Here is a 23,758-nt window from a genome sequence, read left to right on the forward strand (position 1 = left end):
TCAAGCTTCAGCTACACAGGTCGAAAGAAGAAAGTGGATACGATGGAAGAGGAGTAATCCTCAGCCAAGAATAATTCAAGACTTAACATAACACAAAAAGCCCCTCATTTGAGGGGCTTTTGTTTTGCAATAGCTATTATTAAAATGGTAGAATTGGTGGTTATTTTGGCAGCAGAAATTCTGAATTATTGCTTTGGACGAAGGAGAAACATAGCCTCAAATATTCAACTCCTTCTTCAGGAGATTGATTGAATAACCCATTTTTTCGCTTATGACTTCCAGGCTCACGCCTTCTTTCAATAACTTTTTGGCCTTTTTTATCCTCACTTTCTTAAGAAACTTTCCTGGGGTGGTTCCCAGTTTTTTGAATTTTCGATTCAGTTGAACCGTATTGGTATTTAAAGCAGAGGCAAGGCTCTCCACGGTTTGAATATTACTTTCTTGAATCAAGGTTTCAAGATTGTCAAGAGTCCAGGGATTCGGATTAGCTGGCAGATTTTGCCTGATTGATTTATTTTTTGTTCTGAGATACCAATAGCCAAAACCCAAGACTAATCCCATTGAAAGAAATAGAATGAACCAAAACGTCTGAGAATCAATACCTGATTTGGCTAAATTGAGTTTGTTTAATTCCTGTGGGATAAAGGATTTTTGGATTTCGTAGGTATTTAATTGGTAGAGTCCATCCACCGCCCCGACATATAGATATCCGTCTTTTAGTAACAAAGCTTCCCGATTAAACTCCACGTTAGATATAACAGGAATTAAATCCTGACTCTCATTGGTGAGAATATACAACCCGCCTTCTGTTGAAATCCAAAGATTATTAAAATCATCCAGAGAAGTCATCACCACATTTGGTATCTCGGCAATTTGGGAAATTGATTGACTTTTATGATCCCAGACAAATAACCCAGTATTTGTACTCAAAAATAGGCGGTCTTCTGCGGGATAGAGATCAGTTATTTTGGTAGACAAAGCTGCCAGAGTATCTAATCTCATTTCATCCCAGGTCAGGAGAAATCCCTCTGCGGTGGAAAAAGTCAACTTATCCTGAAAAACTTCTAGATCTAAATATTCCAGCCCCTGATGTATGGGAAGAAGTTCGAATTCATCCAAAACCTTTGAAAAGGCCCGGGTATGCAAAGTGTATAGATTTTTTTTCCACTTCATGATCTTCCTCGCTTTTCCCGAAAATAGGTTGGTTGAATTCTGAATAAGCCTGGTAGAATCAGGAGGGAAGAAAATGCTTATTTCGTCCCAGGTCAAATAAAAAGTTGAATCAATGTTTGTAAGCGGGCCATTGGAATAATTCGGGCTTTTAAGCAGGATGGAATCGTTAACATAAATCCCGGAATAGGTAGAAATGACCCTTAGGGAATCGTTTAGGTAAATATCGCGTATGGATTTATTATGGTAACTTTTGGTGTAATGTTCTCTAATTTCATATTCGAAAAGCATACTACCACTTGCTACAAAAAATCTAGAACCTTTTCTCGCTGCCGTGGCAATGAATTTTCCCCGCTGAGGAATTAATTCCTCCATTGAGCTTATATCAAACAAATCTTTATCAGGAATAAAGTCTGATTCATAGAAATTTTCATCATAAAAAATGTATCGCTTATCAAAGCCCTGATCTATCTTTTTCCAATTTTGACCCTGAAGCTGATATAAACTGACAGTAGTTTTTAAGTAAATCTGCCCCTCTGCATCAAAAACATTTTGTACAGGACTATCAAATTCATGCCTATCCATGAATAAAGTGTCTTGCCCCAGAGACAAAAACGTTGGGAAAAGGATTAAAACTGAAATAAGTACCTTTTTCATTCTTTAAAAATTACATTGAAAAATTACATTTTTTACAAAAAAAACAACTACTGTTATTTTTTAATGATTCAATTTTATCCATGGATATTAATATTTGGTGAAATTTCATCATTCAAAAACCAATATCACATGAAAAAAAATGTTTTAACTATCGGATTATTTCTACTATCGGTAGGAGTTATTTTTGCACAGACACAAATCAAGCCGGGTGTAGGTGTGAACACAACCAATATCACCGGAGATGGGGTAGATGCTTCAGGGCAAATTGGGTGGCAAGTGGGAGCAAGTGTGGCTTTTGGCGAAAAATTTTACTTTGAGCCTGGAGTATTTTATCAGACCAATTCATTTGAAGTACAACCAGTAGGCAACCTGCCTGTGACTGATGCCACGTATAGTGGAATCAGAATTCCTGTTGCTGTTGGACTCGATGTTCTAGGAAACGCAGATTCTTTTGCTGGATTAAGAGTGTTTGGAGGGGGCTCAAGCCTCATTGTAACAGGTACGAACAGCGATTTTCTGGATAAGGATATGGTAGAATCTCCACAGTGGGGAGTGTTCGCAGGTGTGGGTATTGATATTGCTATTTTTTATCTTGACTGGACGTATCAGTGGTCACTAAATAATTTACAAACCGACATAGATCAGATTGATCTCGGAAATACGCGTGGAATATTCTGGACCGCGGGTTTAAGATTTTAGAGGAGAGTATTGATAAAAAAGTGAGGCAAAGTCTCACTTTTTTTTATCCCAAGATTTCAAAATCTATGTTTAAGGGCATTTGAGAGCATTAGCTTAAAATTTTTTTATTCTTAACATTCATCGAATAATTGCTGAAAAGCCTGCTTTATTTTATATTTTGCTCATAATTGAATAGGATTCAGAATATAGGATTGTAATTTTGACCTCTATTCAATTTTGTAAATCTTGATAAAACCCTTTAGATGGAAAATTTTTATCTGTTCAGAACCCTTCGGATTCTTTTTATCCTTTGCCTGATTTCTGGCTTAGCAGCCTCATCTTTTGCGCAAAACCGCATAATTGTCAATCCGTCTTTTGAGACAGGATCCATTGTTCCTCACTCAAACGTCCAGTACCCTCGCTCTCAAGCAGCCTCAAACCCCGAGATTGATGGTTGGTTTTCTACCAGCCCTTCATTTCAAGGGAAAGATTTTCCAATTGAACATTGGCGGTCTGGTTTTAACGGCATCAATTCTCAATCTGGAGATTATCATGTTGAACTAAACGTAGTATCTCCATCCCGATTATATCAGGTCGTTTATCTAGTTAATGGGGAGAGAATCGACTTTGAATATTTTCACAGAAGAAGAGGTGGATCAGATGAAACTGTTGAATTTAGTGTATATGACCAAGCAGGTACCACCAAAGTACAAGTCCTAAATTCGAATACAACTTCTGGCACAGGTTGGAGCCGAGCTTCAGGTACTGCTACTTTCACAGGAGCTACCGGAATTTACGAAATTGGTTTCGAAGCAGTAGTACCTGCGACCGGAGGAAGTGGAAATTTCCTCGATGATGTTACCATAAGTTTGGACGGTCTTACCGAATTTCCAAGAAGTGCTGCCACGGTGACAGAGGATGATTCGTCCTTTGATCCGAGTATTATTATAAATGGAAATGTAGCCAGTGCTTCAAGTGTAACCTTTTCTGTAGATCCAAGCTCCACAGCAGTAGAAGGAGTCGACTTTAATTTTCCCAATAAAACACTCAATATTCCGGGAATAGGCGATTATGGTTTGGCGGATTCCATTCCAATCGGTATATCATTAATAGATGATGCACTGGCGCAAGGAAGCCGCACCCTAGTGATAAATATCGCCTCTGTTTCGGGAGATGTTCAAAACCTGGATGCTAATGGCGACGGCTACATAGGTCAGCTTACCATAACCATCGAAGATAACGACCCACCGCCAGGTGGTGTAGCTGGGGCTAACCTGTGGTATAAGGCAGATGATGGAGTAACAACGGGTACATTTACGTGGGCTAACCAAGGTAGCCTGGCAACAGCAGCTGATGCCACAACCCGAACTGGAGCCAACCCACCAACCTATAACAATACATCCTCAAGTGCGCAAATTAATTTTAACCCTTCTATTTCTTTCAATTCCTCAAATACAGAGGCATTGGCCACACCAACCATTGCAGGTCCAATCTTAGGCTCAGATGGTGGATTTGATGTTGGGACTCAGTTTGTCGTTTTCAGGAAGACTGGCAGCTCGCAAGTGGTATTTAATTATTCTAGTGGTACCTCTGCATGGGCTATAGGTGGAAATTCCGAAGGTGCATTGGTACAACAAAACCAAACAGTAACCCCGGTGGGAACGGTAAGTGCTGGACAAGTAGCCTTGGCTGATCTTGCTGCAAGCACAGCCAGCTCGGGCTCTACATTTGATCTGCAATTAAACGGAGCACCGTCAAGTACATCTGGTAGTGGAGGATATAATGATCAAGCCTCAGGTAATCCGCTAAATTTTGCGTTCTATAATGGTGGGTATGCAACTGTTGATATTGCTGAATTAGTCCATTATCCTTCATTACTTTCTGCAGCCGATCGAAACAAAGTACAATCGTACCTCGCCATAAAATATGGAATTACTCTCGATCCTAGCATTGGTGCCTATGTAATTCCTTCAGGAGGAGGAACACCCACTCCGGTTTGGGATAATACAAACTATTGGAATGATGTATTTGGTATTGGGCGTCTTGATTCAGAAGGCCTAAATCAAAGCCAAAGTAACAGCATCGACACCGGAAGTGGTGATGGCACCGGGCAGTCTGGCGCAGGAAATATCGTTTTGAGCAATCCTTCATCGCTAGATGATGGGGACTTTTTGATGATGGGCCATGATAATGGCGCATTGACGGAGCAATTATCGGATTTACCTGCTGGACTTGATTTCTACAGACTTGGCAGAGAATGGAAAGTTCAGGTAACTGGAGACCCTGGGGCGGTTGATTTGGCCTTTGATTTTAATGGAATCACCACCACGGGCGGTACCTCGGACATAAATAACTATCGTTTGCTGATCGACGAAGACGGAGATGGAGACTTTTCGAACGGAACTGTTCAGCAGATTGTTCCCAATGCCTTTGGCAGTCCAAAACTGATTTTCAATGGAGTAAACTTGCCGAATGGGGCTGTATTTGCCTTTGCCACAGGACCTGCTGTTCCAGATTGGGAATTGACCAAGTCAACCACTACTCCGGAATATAATGTCGTTGGGGATATCCTCGATTATACCTTAGAATTGGAAAATACAGGGAATGTCGACATTAGTTCAGTAAATATTGTTGACCCAAATATCTCCTCAAACATTGTTTTGCTGTCTGGAGATGTAGGTACTCCTTTTGTATTAGAACCAGGAGAGGTTTGGATTTATTCAGGTACCTATGATGTCACTCAGGCAGACATTGATGCAGGCAGCTACACCAATACGGCTACGGCTACTGGGACACCAGCAGGGGGTACTTTGACTCCGGCCATCAGCAATTCCGTGACTGTTCTGGCGGTTCAAAATCCAAACTGGACGCTTGATAAAGTAGCTCGGTCTACTTCTTTCGGTTCAGTGGGACAGCCGATTATTTATGAATTTTTTGTAACCAATACAGGTAATGTAAATATTACATCTGTTGATGTTTTTGATGAGACAATCAACATTTCTCCAGGTCTTCTTCCTGGACCGGAACAACAGGATGGTATTTTGAATCCGGGGGAGACTTGGACCTATGCTACTGGCTACAGAACCACTCAAGCAGATCTGGACAGAGGGTTCTTCACCAATACCGCGAGGGTAAATGGAAACTCTGCTGCCGGTCCAATGGTGGAGCAAAGAGATTCAGAGACAGTAAATGCGGTCCAGAACCCATCTTGGACCATTACCAAATCAAGTACTACTAGCCCAAATGAATATGACGCAGTAGGTGATGTACTCACTTATGAGATTGCCCTGACTAATACCGGAAATGTGAGCATTTCAGGAGTAACTGTGACCGACCCTAATGCGATAGTTGGCTCTAATTTTACAGGAGATACAGGCTCAGATAATATAATGACTCCAGGGGAAGTCTGGACCTATACGGCAAGTCACACAGTAACCCAAGCCGATATCGATGCGGGCAGCTATTCCAATACGGCAACAGCTACTGGAACTCCGGCTGGGGGTACACTTGCTCCGGCCACCAGCAATACTGTGGATATTCCGGCGGTTCAGACTCCAGATTGGGAACTTACCAAATCAAGTCCAGACGCAGACTATGCAGCAGTTGGAGATGTATTGGACTATGAAATTGTATTGACCAATACAGGAAATGTGACGATAGAAAATGCCCAGGTAGCTGATCCTCAAATTCCGAATTTAACCCTGACTTCCGGAGATACTTCTAACCCTGGAAATCTGGACGCGGGTGAAGCATGGACCTACACTGGTAGTCATACAGTGACTCAGGCGGACATCGATGCCGGAAGTTACTCGAATACTGCTGAGGCTACGGGCACACCATCAGGAGGAACCCTACCATCTGGTAAAGAATCTCCATTGAGCTCAAATACGGTTGATATTCCAGCAATTCAATCTCCTGATTGGGTAATCTCCAAATCAAGTTCAGACACAGACTATGCTGCGGTCGGAGATGTTTTGGATTACGAGATTGTTTTAAACAACACTGGAAATGTGACGATAGAAAATGCTCAGGTAGCTGATCCTCAAATTCCGAATTTAACCTTGAATTCAGGAGATATTTCTAACCCTGGAAATCTAGATGTGGGTGAAGCATGGACCTACACTGGTAGTTATACAGTGACTCAGGCGGACATCGATGCCGGAAGTTACTCAAATACTGCAACCGCAACAGGAACACCTTCAGGAGGTACACTACCGACCGGTAAAGAATCTCCATTGAGCTCAAATACTGTGGATATTCCTGTAATTCCTGATCCTGAATTGGTCTTAGATAAAACCAGTAATGATAAGCCCTATAGCCAATTAGGACAAGTACTGAATTATAAGATCCGAGTGTCCAATACTGGTAACGTAACTATTACCAATGTAGTAGTAACCGATCCGGATGCAGATCCTCCAGGACCCGTTTATGCTTCCGGAGATCTTGGGAATGATCAAATTATGGCTCCCGGCGAGACTTGGGTTTACGACGCCCAACACACTGTCGTACAGGATGACTTGGATGCCGGAAGCTTTACCAATACGGCGACCGCCACAGGCGATCCGTCTCAAGGAAATCTTACTGATGCCACGGATGATGAAACCATTCAGGCTGTACAGGTTCCGAATTATAATGTAGGTAAAGCGGCGGATAAGACTGGATATAGTCAGGATGGCGAAGTAATTACTTACAGCATCATTGTGGTCAATACAGGGAATACCACGTTGACAGATGTGGAAATTAATGATCCGCTTACCGGACTTACCACCACTATTCCAACTGTGACACCGAGTCAAACAGTCGTGGCCACCACAACCTATACTGTTACCCAAACTGATATAGAAAATGGTAGCATAAGTAATACTGCATCTGTATCGACAGATGACCCATCTAATCCTGGCTCTTCCATAGATAAGGAGGCAAACCTGAACATAAATGCGGCACAGACACCGAGATTTAATATTACGAAGTCCGCCGATAAAACTTCGGTAAGCAATGCCGGTGAGGTAATTCGCTACACCATACAGGTAGAAAATAATGGTAACCTTATTCTGGATAACATTGTAGTCAATGATCCTCTGATCTCGGGATCTCCTCTTACTCTCACAGATGGAGACACTAATTCAAATGATTCGCTTGACCCAATAGAAACCTGGACATACGAGGCCAATTATACGGTGACTCAAGCAGATATAGACGCTGGTGGGGTAAATAACTCTGCTACCGTTTCAGGAGAATCTACTCTTGGAGCTTTACCTGATGATAATGCTAGCCTATTTGTGCCTTCGGATCGAATGCCGAATTGGGCTATTGAAAAGAATGTGGATGCTCCAGGAACTTATGAAAATGCGGGCGATGTACTTAGCTATACCATCGAGGTAGAAAATACGGGGAATGTAAGCATTACTAACGTTGCCGTTTTCGACCTGAAAACGGAAGCACCAACTCTGGCAACAGGGGATATATCCAACACAGGCACCTTGGATGTAGGAGAAACATGGGTTTACACTGCTACCTACACAGTGACCCAAGCAGATGTAGATGCAGGAAGCTTTACAAACACTGTGGACGCGACGGCGAAATCTCCTGCTGGAAATCTTCAAGAGATTTCAGATGATGCCACAGCCACGGCCACTCCAAACCCTTCATGGACCCTAACCAAGGATGCATCATCTGCCACTTATGATCAGGCAGGAGAGACCATTACCTATACCATTATTATCGATAATACGGGTAATGTTTCTATTGATCAGGTAGATGTAACAGATCCTAAGGCGACTTCTGGACCTACTTTTGTCTCCGGAGATACCGACGGAGATGGGAAGCTTGATCCAGATGAAGTATGGACCTATACCGCAACCTATGATATCGAGCAAGCTGATGTTGATTCGGGATCATTTACTAATTCTGCAACGGCTTCAGGTGTCCCACCAGGAGGTACGCTGCCTCCTGCTACAGATGATGAAACCATTACTGCGGTTTTTGATCCATCTGTGGATCTAACTAAGAGCGTAAACCCAGGTACTTACTCCATGGCTGGTGAAGTCCTCACCTATGAAATAGTCATAACGAATGATGGTAATCTAAGTCTATCTGACCTTGAACTGACCGATCCATTCTTTGGCGCCGGTGTGATTCCAGTACCTGATTTGGCACCTGGCCAATCATTCACTTATACGGATACCTATACCCTGACGCAAAATGATGTGGACAATGGTCCGGTGACGAATACGGCGAGCGTTACAGGAGAAGATTCACAAGGTGGAACTGTAGAAGATGGAGATGATGCAGTTTCTAATCCTAACAAACAGCCTTCTTTTGAAGTAAACAAATCCACAACCAATGTAGGCTTTAATAATCCTGGTGATATAATAACCTATACTATAGAAATTGAAAACACAGGTAATGTTACACTTGACAATGTTTCAATTGACGATTCCATCATTGATCCTAGCGACCTCAATCTGGTTTCAGGTGATAATCCGACGATAGGTAATCTGGACGTGGGTGAAACCTGGATTTACGAAGGTAATTACACGGTGACACAGGATGATATTGATAGAGGAACTGTGGAAAATATAGTGTCAGTAGAGGTTACCGATCCAGATAATAATACGCTTACCGATGCGGATACCGTCATAATTAATGGCTCCAAAACAAATTCCATCAACCTAGTCAAAGTGGCAGGCCAGCAGGGATATGATGCAGCGGGTGATGTTCTGACCTATTCAATTTTGGTGGAGAATAATGGAAATACCCGAATTGATAACGTGGTAGTCGACGATGACCTGATTTCCCTTACCTATATAGCAGGTGATTTATCTCCCCCATCAGGAACTGGAAGAAATGACATTTTAGATCCTGGTGAAATATGGACATTCACGGGTTCATACACAGTCACCCAGGATGATGTAGATAATGGAACGGTTACGAATAACGCCACGGCAACAGGTACCGATCCGGATAATGATACAATAACGGATGGGGATTCGGATGTAGTGACAGGTTCGAAGAATCCTGATCTTGATGTGGTAAAGACTTCTAGCCCAAATACGTTTGATGCAGTAGGTGAAGTAATTACCTATACTATTGTAGTCAGAAACCCGGGTAACGTCTCTATTTCAGACATTGTAGTAGACGATCCGCTTATCAATCCACTGACCTTCATCGGGGATGATACAGATAATGATAATGAACTTGACCCTACGGAGATTTGGACCTATCAAGGGACTTATACCATCACTCAAGATGATATAGATCGGGGCAGTCTAACCAATACCGTCACTGTAACCGGTAAAGATCCAGATGGCGGTGATGTAGGTGATGGAGATTCCAATTTCATCGGTGGATCTTCAAGACCAAGTATTGATCTAGAAAAAACTGCCCTGGCATTTGGTTACTCCTTTGAGGGTGAAGTCATCCAATATGAGTTAAGGGTACGAAATAATGGGAATGTCAACCTTGAAAATGTCCTTTTAGAGGATTCCCAGCTTTCATATTCTAATCCTATAGGAGACTTAGCGCCTGGTGAGATTCAGGTGTTTACGGTAGATTATTCCATTACACAGGAAGATCTCGATCAAGGCAGAATTTTGAACGTGGCGGAGGTAGAAGGAACGGCTCCTCAACTTCCAACTACGGTGAGGGATGTTTCAGCCGTCGAACTTAATGGTTCTCAAAATCCAAAGGTGGATATCGTCAAATCCGTTGCTGAAAAAGGGTATGACTCTGCTGGAGATGAATTGAATTATACTATTCTGGTTAGAAATACCGGAAATGTCACCCTGAATTCAGTTCGAATCACTGATCCATTGACTGGATTAGATGTGACACTGCCTGTGCTTTCTGTTACGGATACTCAGACTTACACAGCGGCCTACCCTACCACACAGGATGATCTGAACGCAGGTAGTGTGGTTAATACAGCTGAAGTTGACGCCCGAGGTCCATTCGGTCAGCCAGTGTCGGACTCTCAAACAGTTACAGTAATTGCATCTAAGAATCCAAGCATCCGATTTACTAAAACTGCAAGTCCATCAAGTGTAAGTAATGTAGGCGATGTCATTGATTATGAGCTTCAGATTGTAAATTCTGGTAATCTTTCCTATTTCAATCTAAATACGGATGATCCACTCACTTCACTATCTGAAAGTGAGCCACGTCTGGATCCAGGTCAAACCATTACGTATACTACCCAATACACCGTTACTCAGGCAGATTTGGATAGAGGTTTCGTAGAAAATGACGCGGAATTGGTGGCTGATATAGATGGAGGGAAGGTGACTTTAAATGAGTCAGTAAGAACTCCTGTAAATCAAAATCCAGAACTTCAGGTAGAGAAGACGGCAGATATAAGCGAGTTTGATACACCGGGAACAGAAATTAATTATACCATCACGGTAGAGAACACGGGTAACATCACAGTGACCAATGTGGATGTATCTGATCCAAAAACTTCTACACCAGTGTTTGTCGATGGCGATGATGGTAATGATGATATACTTTCTCCAGGAGAAATATGGACGTATACTACAAGCTATACCACCACTCAGGCAGATGTAGATAATACGAGATTTGATAATACAGCTACAGCTGAAGGTAATTTACCGGATAATTCAAACATATCCGAAAGTGGCGATGAGCGTGTAAGAGCTGATGTGAATGCAGATTGGTCAATCACCAAGGTTTCGACCAATAATCCTAAAAATTTCAGGGCTGTTGGTGAAATTATAAACTACGAGATCATCCTGACCAATGAAGGGAATGTGACGATCAGCAATGTGAATGTCACAGATCCCGGGGCTGATGTAGGACCTGATTTGGTTTCTGGAGATGATAATTCCAACAATGATTTGGATGTGGGAGAATCATGGACTTATTCTGCTTCTTACACTATTACCCAGGCTGACCTTGATGCAGGTCGATACTTGAATGAAGTAACTGCCAGTGGCGATCTTGTCCGAGGCAATCTACCTAATGTGAAAGATGATGAAGATGTTCCGGCTCTCGCTCTGCCAGGATGGAAACTAGATAAGATCAGCACTACATCGCCGAATAGCTATGATCAGCCTGGAGTGGCATTGAGTTATGCCTTATTGCTCTCCAATACCGGAAACGTAACCATAAGTAACATTACAGTTGTAGATCCGGGAGTTGATTCAGGACCAACCTTCAGAGGAGGAGACCTAAATGGAAATAGCCAGCTGGAGACTACTGAGGTATGGACCTATACCGCTAATTATACGACTAACCAGGATGATGTTGATAATGGCGAATTTGTCAATGTAGCAACTGCCACTGGTACCCCAGCTCAGGGTAATTTGAATCCAGCTATCGGTCAGGATACCATACCTGCCATAGTGAATCCAGTGATTGTGGTGACGAAAAACGCTCAGCAAAGCGGTTACAATGCTGTAGGGGAGACACTTACCTACTCTATTGTTATTGAAAATGCGGGTAATGTAAATCTCACTGACGTAGCTGTAACAGATAATAAAACTGGATTGAATGACGTCATTCGATTCCTGGGAGTAGGTCAAAGCTTCACGTACACGGAAAACTATATTGTTACTCAAGGAGATATTGACGCAGGTACTATTCTGAATACGGCCGAAGCAGTAGCTGTTACCCCAGCGGGAGGTTCCATCTCAGACAGTGATACAGAAATCATCAATGGGGCGCAGACGCCTGGTTTGAACTTTGCCAAAGGGGTGAAGCAAAGTGAATATTTCTTGCCAGGGGAGCAGATAGACTATAATATCTATGCTCAGAATAGTGGAAATGTGAGCATTTTTGATCTGAGAATTTCTGATCCAAAGGTTGGTTTTGACACATTAATTCCGGTCCTCGCACCAAATGGGTTTGTGGCATTTGATGTAGAATACTTCACTACCCAGGAAGATGTGGATGTGGGTGAAATAGTGAATGTTGCAACAGCCCGAGGAACTGATCTGAATGGTGGAGTTCTTCAGGCAACGGATAGCAAGACTCTTCTGGCTACTCAGAATCCGAAATTAAAAGTAGCTAAGTCTTCTTCTACTCCTAACTATGACATGGTAGGGGATGTAATTAACTACGAGATCTCGGTAGAAAATACTGGGAACGTGACCCTGTTTGATGTGACCATCACCGATCCGAAGGCGGAAATTGATCCCAACGATAACCCAATTGCTTCTTTGGCCCCCGGCCAAACGGTCATCGTGGATGCGACACACACAGTAACTCAGGCAGACTTGGATGCAGGAGAGTATGAAAACCGTGCTGATATCAGTGCAGAAGAACTTGATGGGGGTACCCTAAAAAGAACAACAAACAGGGTTATTGTTCCAGCTGTACAAACTCCAGACTTTACCATTACCAAGGCAACCAGCACAGCTTCCTATGATGCAGTAAACGATGTGTTGAATTATACACTACTAGTGGAGAATACGGGTAATGTGACCCTTACGGCATTGACCATTTCAGACCCTAAGGCTATTATCGATACAGGTAGTCCAATAGCAGTGCTGAGTCCTGGTGAGGTAGCCACGGTCACGGCTTCTCATACGGTGGTTCAGGCAGATTTGGATGCCGGACAATACATGAATACGGCCTCGGGCACTGGACTCGACCCTAACAATAAGCAAATTTCCAGGAACTCTAATACTGTCACGATTCCGGCAATTCAGAATCCAATACTAGAAATAGTAAAAAGCTCGAGACAGCCTACGTATGATCAGGTTGGAGAGCGTATTACCTATGATTTGGTTGTCACCAACTTGGGGAATGTCACCGTGAATAAAATCCTGGTAACGGATCCAAACACAGTGATTTCTACGGGTCAATTTAAATTGGCACCAGGCCAAAGTAGAAGTATTACGGCAACGCATAACATTACTCAGGCTGATCTTGATGCTGGAGAATATAGAAATGTAGCTACGGTTAATGGACAAACACCACAAGCAGCTCCAGTTCAGGATCTATCAAATGAGGTTATAATTACTGCCATTCAAAATCCTGGAATCGCTGCAAGAAAATCAACAGCTACATCCTCCTATAGCGCTGTGGGTCAAGAAATTCAATACGTAATTTCTGTTACAAATACAGGAAATGTAACCTTATTAAATATCAATGTTACAGATCCGAATGCGGATATCATTTCGAACAACCCTATTCCTTCTATTGCTCCAAGCCAAACTATAAACGTAGCAGCTAGACATATAGTAGAGCAGGATGACCTTGACGCAGGAAGCTACTCAAACACTGCAACTGCAACAGGTGTGGCTGCGGATCGCAATAGTACCACGCAGGAAGCTGTCACTAATGAAGTTACTGTTCCAGCAGTGCTGAATCCTGAGATTGATGTGGTGAAAACTGCCGACCGAAGCGTATATAATAAGGCCGGTACGGTGATTAATTATGACATTGAAGTGGAGAATGTCGGAAATGTCACCCTTGATAATGTGGAGCTGGTCGATAATGAAACGGGTCTCACAGTGACTGTAGGCTCATTAGATCCGGGTCAGGTTGAGGTTTACACAACCAGTTACACCATACTCCAAGATGATGTGGATGCAGGGTTGTTTGTAAACTCAGCTACTGCTACTGGAGTAAGCCGAGATCCATCTGCTACCACCGTTCAAGACGTAGGTTCTGCAACGGTCAGAGCCATTCAAAATCCTGAGATTGCCTTACTTAAAACGACTCCAAATGGTCCTTATACCAACGTAGGAGAAGTAATAAATTATGAGCTGGAAGTAACCAATACAGGTAATCAGACCTTAACAAATACCATCCTTGTCGATAATAGAATTGGGTTAAATGCATCTATAGGCGAGCTTCAGGTAGGAGCTAGCACGGTCATTCCAGGTAGTTACGCTGTGACTCAAGCGGATTTGGATAATGGTGGTTTTATAAATTCTGCTACAGTTACCGCGACATCTCCAGCTCCAGTACAGGTAATCGATGCAGATTCAGTTGAGGTTCTGGCAAACCAGATCGAGCAGATAGAATTTACAAAAACTGGGGATCGATTCTTCTACTTTGAACCAGGTCAGCAGGTCACGTATGACCTGGAGGTCAGAAATACTGGAAACATCACGCTCACGGATGTAGTAATTAATGATACGAAGCTCAGCTACACCAGTCCAACCTTCACCCTTGATCCTGGAGCAAGCACCGTTATCCAAGTAACTTATGATTTCACTCAAACAGATTTGGATGCTGGGGATTTCGTAAATACTGCAACAGTCAATGCGGAAACTCCAAATGGAAGAGTACTCGAGTTGAATGATTCCTGGACAGTTCAGGGCATTCAATTGGGAGGAGTGCAGGTAAGGAAACTTGTTACCCCGAGAATTTTCCAATCTGCAGGAGAAGAACTTGTCTATGACTTTATCATTACCAATACCGGCAATGTCACACTGGATCCTGTGGTTATTGATGATCCTCGCATTGGTTATTTTGAAAACCTAGGGTCTCTAGCTCCTGCAGCTTCGATTACAAGATCATTCACCTATACAGTAGTTCAAGCCGATGTTGATGATCCAAGTGGAATCATCCGAAATGACGTAACTGTCAATGCTTTAGAACCAGACCAATCGGTTATTTCTGCTACAGATGTGGCCTTCGCAGTTTCTACGGGTAGACCGGCTGTTGAGATAGATAAGTTTGCCATCGGCAAGAAATCTGGCTATTCGGCTCCTGGGGATCAAATTGATTATGAGCTAATCGTTACCAATACTGGTGATGTGACTCTTATTGATGTCGTATTAGAAGATGATAATACAGGCTTTAATGAAACCATAGGTACACTCAATGTAGGTCAGTCGATCACACGAACGGTTACTTATACAGTTGATCAGAATGATATAGATGTAGGCGAGGTGGTGAATATTGCCACTGTTAGCGGAAGAGGCGAAGGTGGAGGAATCAGCGGAGCGAATGTTCGTGAAGAGGCAACCGAGATAGTCCAAGGTGTTCAGAACCCTACTATTCAGATTACCAAGACGGCTGATAAGGCTCAAGTCGCTTCTGCTGGTGAGATCATTGAATATACCATTGAGGTTGAAAATGTAGGCAATCAGACGCTCTTCCAGGTTAACACTGTAGATGCTCTTGTATCACTCGATGAGACTGTTGCCACTTTGGCGCCAGGTGATCCACCTCTCGTGTATACTCGAAACTATACAGTTACACAGGCTGATATTGATTTCTTAGCTATCCGGAATACTGCGACAGCTGCAGGGGAAAATCTCAATGGGGTACAAGTAACTGATGAGGCCTCTTTGAGAATTCCTGTCTTGAGAGATGCCAGATTGACTCTGGAAAAATCTGCTGATGTAGGGTCGGTTGACAATGCTGGTGATGTCATCAATTACACCATTGTAATATCCAACCCTGGTAACCTCACCTTGACTGGGGGGCGAGTAGCTGATGCAAAAATTGGCTTATTTGAAACAAATCAAAATCTTTCACCTTCAGAAAGTCTAACCTTCACCAGGCCTTATACTGTTACTCAGGACGATATGAACGCCGGCTTCATAGATAATGAGGCTGATGCGATATTCTTTACTCCATTGAGGCAGCCGATTTTTGCGAAAGATTCATTGCGAGTTTTAGCAAATCAAGCAGGTGAAATCAGGCTTCGGAAATCTGTGGATAAATTGAGATTCGCACAGGTAGGTGAAGAGCTGTTGTATACCTTTGTCGTCACCAATACGGGTAATTTGACCCTTGACCCAGTCATTTTGGATGACCCATTGATTGGAGTAAATACGGACTTGGGTGTATTACAGCCCACTGAATCCGCTACATTCACTGGAAGCTACTTCGTTACGCAAGATGATTTGGATCGAGGATTCGTTAGGAATACAGCCCTCGCTGAAGGTCAAGGTCCAGGTTCTGTTATTTATAGTGACGCGGATAGGGCGATTTCCATCGTGGATGGCGCACCTGATATTAGTCTGATCAAATTCGCTGATGTTTCAGATTATGATGCAGTTGGGGATGTTATTAACTACTCTCTTGTCGTACAAAATACGGGTAACCTTACCCTAAGCGATGTGGTCGTTGCTGACAATCTTTTGGGAATCAATCAGAATCTTGGAGACTTTGCTCCACAGGATGTGCAAACAGTCACAGGCAGCTATGTGATTACCCAGGCTGATCTTAATGCTGGTGCGGTAATCAATTTTGCCGCGGTAGCTGGTGTAAGTCCATTTGGGCAAACGGTTAATGATCAGGCCACGGTAACAGTGATAGCAATCCAGAGTCCAGATATCTTACTTGAGAAGACTGCAAATAAAAGTCAGGTAAATACCTTAGGAGAGATTATTGAGTACAAACTCGATGTTCGGAACACGGGTAACGTTACGCTTCGGGATGTAACGGTTATAGACCCACTGACTAATCTCTCGGAAAATGTAGGTACCCTTGCTCCGAATGTGGGTAATGTGAGAACTACTTCGCATGCCGTAACACAAGCCGAGCTAGATGCAGGATTTGTGATAAATACTGCTGCCGCAACAGGAATTGATCCAGGGGATGTCACTGTAGAAAGCCAGTCCACTGTAACCGTGACTGTCGTGCAAAATCCGATAATTGAATTAATTAAGTCCGCGGATAAGAGTACCTACACTACAGCTGGTGAAGTGGTTGAATACACATTAGATGTGAGTAATGCAGGAAATGTGACTTTGACGAATGTAGAGGTCACAGATCCTCTCACAGGGTTGGATCAGAATCTAGGAACGCTTATTCCTGGTGAAAGCACTCAAGTTACAAGCACATATACTGTGACTCAGGCAGATATTGACTTTGGGTTTATTGATAATGTGGCTACCGCTACTGCTCTGGATCCAAATAGTCAGCAAGTAGAAGATCAGGATAACCTTACGATCAGTGCAGACCAGATGCCGGGTCTATTCTTCGAAAAAGTTTCTCTGACCAATGAATTTGACGCAGCGGGTGAAGTCATAGAATACACCTTAACCGTGACTAATGCCGGAAATGTAACACTTACAGATGTCGTGGTTACAGATCCACTTACTGGTACGAATCAAGCAATTGGAACCTTGGTGCCCGGTGAAGTTCAAGTAGTCAGCACAAGTTATACTACCACGCAGGTAGATATGGATGCCGGTGTGGTAAATAATACTGCTACCGTTGTGGCTACTGACCCAAGGGGTCAAGTATTTGAACTTCAGGATTCTGAAACTGTAGTAGGAGTTATTATCGGAGAAATCGAAGTTATTAAAACTGCCGATGTTTCTGAGTTTAGTATGGAGGGTGATGTAATCACTTATTCATTCGAAGTTACGAATACTGGAAATGTCACACTCTTCGCGGTTGATTTTATTGATCCTATTCTGAATCTGGTAGTGCCAATAGGTCAGATGGCACCAGGTCAAACCGAAGTTCGAAGTGCTACCTATACTGCCACACAGGATGACGTGGATGCAGGAGGTAAAATAAATGTAGTATTTGCCGAAGGATTTGATCCTAAGTTTGACTTTGTGTTCGATTTGGATGTTCTATTCATTCCAGCGATCCAGACACCGGATATTGAGATTACGAAAGACGCCCTGACCGCCGATTACGATGCTCCGGGTGATGTCCTAGAATATGCCATTCAGGTAGAGAATACTGGAAATGTTACTCTTCTCAATGCAGAAATTATTGATCCGCTTACAGGAACAGATGTAACTGTGGGTGATTTAGTACCAGGTCAAACTGCCGCAAAAACCACCTCTTATACGGTGACCCAGGCAGACGTAGATGCTGGAAGTGTGACAAATATTGCCACTGTGGAGGGAACTGACCCATTGGCAATGATCATCTCCGACACAGATGATGCGTTGGTAAATGCGGTTCAAACTCCAGGGATTTCTCTAACTAAGATACCAAACCCAACAACTTATGATACGGTAGGTGATGTCATTTCCTACACCTTTGTGATAGAAAATACAGGAAATGTAACCTTGGATCCTGTGGAACTGAACGATCCATTGGGAGGAATTAACTCTCAGATTCTTGGATCACTTGCGCCAGGGGATTCTCAAACAGCTTCTGGAAACTATACCATTACTCAAGCCGATATTGATGCGGGATTGTTTGTGAATACAGCTACAGCCATTGGTACCGATCCAAATCAGACCGACCAGATCGCTACAGCTACAGCTATCGTAACAGCGGTTCAATCACCGGATTTAAGTATTTCCAAAGAAGCTACGCCTACCACTTATTCAAGTGTAGGGGACCAGATTCAGTATGAATTTATCATTACCAATCCTGGAAATGTGACCTTAGATCAAGTCACTTTGGATGATCCATTAGTACAAATCGTGGGACAAGATCTTGGTACTTTGGCTCCGGCAGAAAGTAAGACTGTCACAGGAATCTATGTCATTACTCAGCAGGATCTGGATAATGGACAGGTTCCAAATACAGCAAGTGTAACCGCCTTGGATCCAACCCAAAATCTTCTTGATCGGGAAGCTACCTTCACCATCAGTGCGATTCAGAGTCCCTCAATAACTCTGGAGAAGATTGCCAATGAGAATAGCTTCAATTCGGTAAATGATTTGATAGGTTATCAATTGGTGGCTACGAACACTGGTAATGTTACGCTGGATCAGGTAACCTTCAATGATGCGATAGCTGGAATTAACAATAATGTTCAGGGTTCCCTTGCACCTGGTCAATCAGCGACTGTGACAGGAAGCTATTTGATTCTTCAGTCTGATCTGAATGCGGGAGAAAGAGAAAATACCGCCACGGTTACTGCGGTTGATCCAAATAATCAAAATGTTGGGGCCAATGATCAAGTGATCGTACCTGCAGATGTTCTTCCTGCCATTGAACTGACTAAACTGGCAGATCCTCAAAGCTTTGTGGTAGCTGGGGAGACCATCACCTACTTCCTGACTGTGACTAATGTGGGTAATGTATCTCTTAATTCGATCGAATTAGTTGATCCGCTTATCGCTGCTACCCCAATTTCGATTACAGACCTGGATCCTGGACAGAGTGAAACTCAAACTTTGACTTATAATGCCACTCAGGCGGATTTGGATTTAGGCCAAATAGAAAATACTGCTTCAGTCACGGGTAAGGATCCATTTGGTGGTGATGTAGGAGACGTAAGCACAGAAATCATTACTGGTGCTCAGAATCCAAATGTTCAAATTACCAAAACTGCGGATAGAACATCATTCCAGAGCGTTGGAGAGGTAATTAACTATACTCTAGTCGTAGAGAATATTGGAAACCTCACACTGACGGATGTAGTCGTAACGGATGATCTGACTTCATTCACATCTACTGCAACAGTTCTCTCAGCATCACCTGCTACGGAAACTTCGGTAACCTATAATACCTCCTATATAGTTACTCAAGACGATCTTGATAGAGGGTTTATAGAGAATCTAGCAGAGGTAAATGGTATATCAACGGGAGGTCTAGTATCAGATCAAGATGATGTAAGGATAAATGCATTGGTAGCTGCTGCTTTGAACTTAGAAAAAACAGCTAGTCCTACAGTGGTAGTCAATGCAGGAGAGGTAGTCACATTCACTTTTGAAGTGACTAACGTTGGTAATGTGACTGTTGAGAATGTGGAGATTGATGATCCTTTGATCAGCTTCACCCAAACAGTAGGAGACCTTGCTCCTGGTCAGTCCTTTACCACCTCTGTGGACAGAACAGTAACCTTAGATGCTCTTCAGCAAAGGATTTTCATAAATCTTGCCACTGCAATTGGGCAGTCGGTTGTTGATGGGGCTGATGTAGTTGACACCGATCGTGCCATAGTAGTCTCTGAAGATGATGCTGGACTCGAACTAGTGAAGACTCCTATCAATAATACTTATAGTCAGCCTGGAGATATTATTGAATATGAGCTTGAGGTTATCAATATTGGTAATTTCACTCTGGAAAATCTGGAATTGAATGATCCTTTGACGGGTACGGTTGGATTGAGTTTACCAACTATTACTCCTGGTAATTCTGAAGTGAGAACCCTGAGCTATACGGTTGATCAGGATGATATTGATCGAGGCTTCGTATTCAATATTGCAACTGCAACGGGTAATGGAATAGGTTCTCTCAATCAGAATCCTCTGGTGGATCAGGATTCTGCAATAGTTATCGCAAGTAGAAATCCATCTATTTCCATCCAGAAAGATGCGCTGGTGAATACAGTAGTGAATGCCGGAGATCAGATACCATATGAGCTGACTGTAACCAACACAGGTAATGTCACTTTGGTGGATGTTACATTAAATGATGCGCTCACAGGAATAAATAATGTGGACCTTGGAACTCTTCTTCCTGGAGCATCAACCGTGATTTCAACAACATATACCACTACCCAAACTGATTTTGATACCCAGGTGGCCATTGTAAACACTGCCACTATTTCGGGTACAACTACGGCTGCGATTCCAACGGTGGTAGAAGACACTGATGAAGCCAGGGTGGTGACCACCAAAGCTCCAAGTCTGCAAGTGACCAAGACTGCTGCCTCTCAAATTTATGTGTTCCCTGGACAGGTAATTGACTATGAGATCGTAGTAGAGAATACTGGAAACCTAAGCATCCTCAATACAACCTTAATAGATAATCTTACAGGATTAAATGAAAATATTGCCTCTCTGGCTCCAGGACAAAGCTTAACCTACAACACGTCTTACACCGTAATCCAAACCGACTTGGACAGAGGTTCAATTGATAATGTTGCAGGAGCCATTGGTTTCGATCCATTCAGTCGTCCTGTTCGGGATGAGGACACTGAAACCGTAAGTGCTCTTCAGGCTTCTAGACTATTACTGTTGAAGACACCCACACCTTCTACTTATAATGTGGCTGGTGATGTGATTGACTATGAACTGGCTGTGATCAATGTGGGTAATCTTACTATCAATAATGTCACAATTGATGATCCTCTGATTACTCTAGGCCCCGACAAAGATGTAGGTACACTACTTCCATTTGAAAGTGCACTAGTTACCGGTAGCTACACCATTACTCAGGCGGATGTAGACAATGGTGAATTCGTGAATATTGCCTCTGTAACAGGAGAAAGTTCGATAAATCCGAATATCACGGATGGAGCTTCAGCTACAGTGACTGCAGTACAGAACCCTGGTATTTCCTTGCAGAAGATTGCTAGTCCACTTGATTACAATCAGGCAGGGGATGTTATAAACTATAATCTCATTGTAACAAATACAGGTAACCTGACCCTAGACCCTGTTGAGTTGAATGATCCGCTACTAGGCATTGTAGATCAGAATTTAGGTTCCTTTGCTCCTGGAGATGTTCAAACGGTAAGCGATAGTTACACCATCACTCAGAATGATGTGGACAATGGTTTTGTGGAAAATGTAGCTACGGTTTCGGGTGTTGATCCTAACCAGTCTACCCAGTTTGCTGGAGCATCCGCTACCGTCACGGCGATTCAGTCTCCGGCAATTTCACTTAGCAAATTGGCTACTCCTAACACTTACGATCAAGAGGGTGATGTAATTAACTATAATCTCGAGGTAACCAATACCGGTAACGTCACATTGGATAATGTAACTGTAACTGATCCATTGACTAATCTCAATGTGAACATTGGAAGCCTTGTTCCTGGACAGTCCAGATCGGGAGTAGTGGTATACACCATTACTCAGGATGATGTAGATAATGCAAGTGTGGTTAATACGGCTTCAGCTGTAGGAACTGATCCAAACCAGGTTAATGTTGAAACATCCGATTCTGCAACTATCCTTGCCATTCAGTCTCCTGGAATTGATTTGACCAAGACTGCGGACCTGAATATTTATGATGCAGTGGGAGAGGTGATTACGTATACCCTCACAGTAACCAATTCGGGTAATCTAACCATCGATAATGTGGTCGTGACTGACCCACTGACCGGACTGTCAGATGATATTGGAACAATGATTCCAGGGCAAATTGAAGTGGTTACTGCTACTTACACGGTTACTCAGGGAGACCTGGATAATGGTTCGATTACCAACGACGCAGAAGTTAGCGGAGTAGCTGCTGATCAGACCGCTGTAAGTGATCAGGCTCAGGTGACAACACCTTCGAGCTCGTCTCCTGCATTGGCTCTTACCAAAGTTGCGAATCCAACAACTTACAATACGTCAGGAGAAGATATCCTCTATACCTTGACGGTAACCAATGTGGGTAACATCACCATCAACGACGTTGTGGTTGAAGACCCACTCACTGGAACCAATGTAAATGTTGGGACCTTAGCTCCAACAGAGTCACAGGTTGTTAATGTGGATTACTTAATCCTTCAGTCTGATATTGACAATGGCTCGGTAGTTAATATTGCTACTGCGTCAGGTGTGGGTACAAATAATCAAGCGGTAAGTGCAACAGCTACCGCCACGATCACTGCCGTTCAAGACCCAGCGTTGAGACTGCAAAAAACAGCTGATGTCATAGAGTATGATATGGCGGGTCAGGTGATCACCTATACTTTGGAGGTAACCAATACGGGTAATGAGACCTTGTTTGATGTCATAGTCACTGATCCGTTAACTAGTTTGAATAGAAATATTGGTCAGCTGGTACCGACTCAGGTCGTCTTCGTCCAAGAGACATACACGGTCACTCAACAGGATGTGGATAGTGGAAGTATTCCAAACGTGGCAAATGCATCGGGTAGAGATTTGAATGGAAGAACAGTTTCCTCAACAGATCGATTGGAAATTCCTGCAATTCAAACTCCTGGAATTGGTTTGACCAAAACGGCTAACCCAACGACTTATGATCAAGCCGGAGATGTGATCACGTATACCTTGATTGTTGAGAACACTGGAAATGTGACCTTAACCAATACCACGATTACGGATCCATTGACTGGTCAGAATGATAATGTGGGTGACCTGCAACCAGGCCAGACGGCTACGGTTACGACAAACTACGCGGTGACTCAAGCGGATGTTAATAACGGGCAGGTGGTAAATACAGCTACCGCCACAGGTACCGATCCGAACCAGGCAGCTCAGACCGCTACAGCCAGCGCTACGGTTACAGCAGTTCAGAATTCAGGTATTTCCTTGACCAAAACGGCTAACCCAACGACTTTTGATCAAGCCGGAGATGTGATCACCTATACCTTGATTGTTGAGAACACTGGAAACGTGACCTTAACCAATACCACGATTACGGATCCATTGACTGGTCAGAATGATAATGTGGGTGACTTGCAACCAGGCCAGACGGCTACGGTTACGACAAACTACGCGGT

3 protein-coding genes are annotated in these 23,758 nt (G+C 43.2%); 2 read left to right on the forward strand and 1 reads right to left on the reverse strand.

The genetic code is table 11. The annotated features are described in order from the left end of the window. Positions 1-216: 216 nt before the first annotated feature. A complete protein-coding gene (locus QVH07_RS17580; protein WP_290003121.1) occupies positions 217-1,827 on the reverse strand; it encodes a helix-turn-helix domain-containing protein in 1,611 nt (536 codons plus the stop codon). 129 nt (positions 1,828-1,956) lie between these two features. Here QVH07_RS17580 and QVH07_RS17585 point away from each other — a divergent pair, with 129 nt between their 5' ends. Together QVH07_RS17585 and QVH07_RS17590 are read left to right on the forward strand one after the other, a co-directional pair. Then, positions 1,957-2,526 carry a porin family protein gene (locus QVH07_RS17585; protein WP_290003124.1) on the forward strand — a complete coding sequence of 190 codons (570 nt, stop codon included), beginning with the start codon at positions 1,957-1,959 and terminating at the stop codon, positions 2,524-2,526. Positions 2,527-2,768: 242 nt separating this feature from the next. Continuing rightward, the coding region (locus tag QVH07_RS17590; protein WP_290003126.1) for a DUF7507 domain-containing protein at positions 2,769-23,758 on the forward strand (20,990 nt) is incomplete at its 3' end.

The organism is Algoriphagus sediminis, assembly GCF_030403435.1.
In the GTDB taxonomy this organism is placed as follows: Bacteria; Bacteroidota; Bacteroidia; order Cytophagales; family Cyclobacteriaceae; genus Algoriphagus; species Algoriphagus sediminis.

Coding starts and splice junctions, on each gene's coding strand:
- QVH07_RS17580 (WP_290003121.1), bottom strand. CDS start 1,827: ATGAAAAAGGTACTTATTTCAGTTTTAATCCTTTTCCCAACGTTTTTG.
- QVH07_RS17585 (WP_290003124.1), top strand. CDS start 1,957: ATGAAAAAAAATGTTTTAACTATCGGATTATTTCTACTATCGGTAGGA.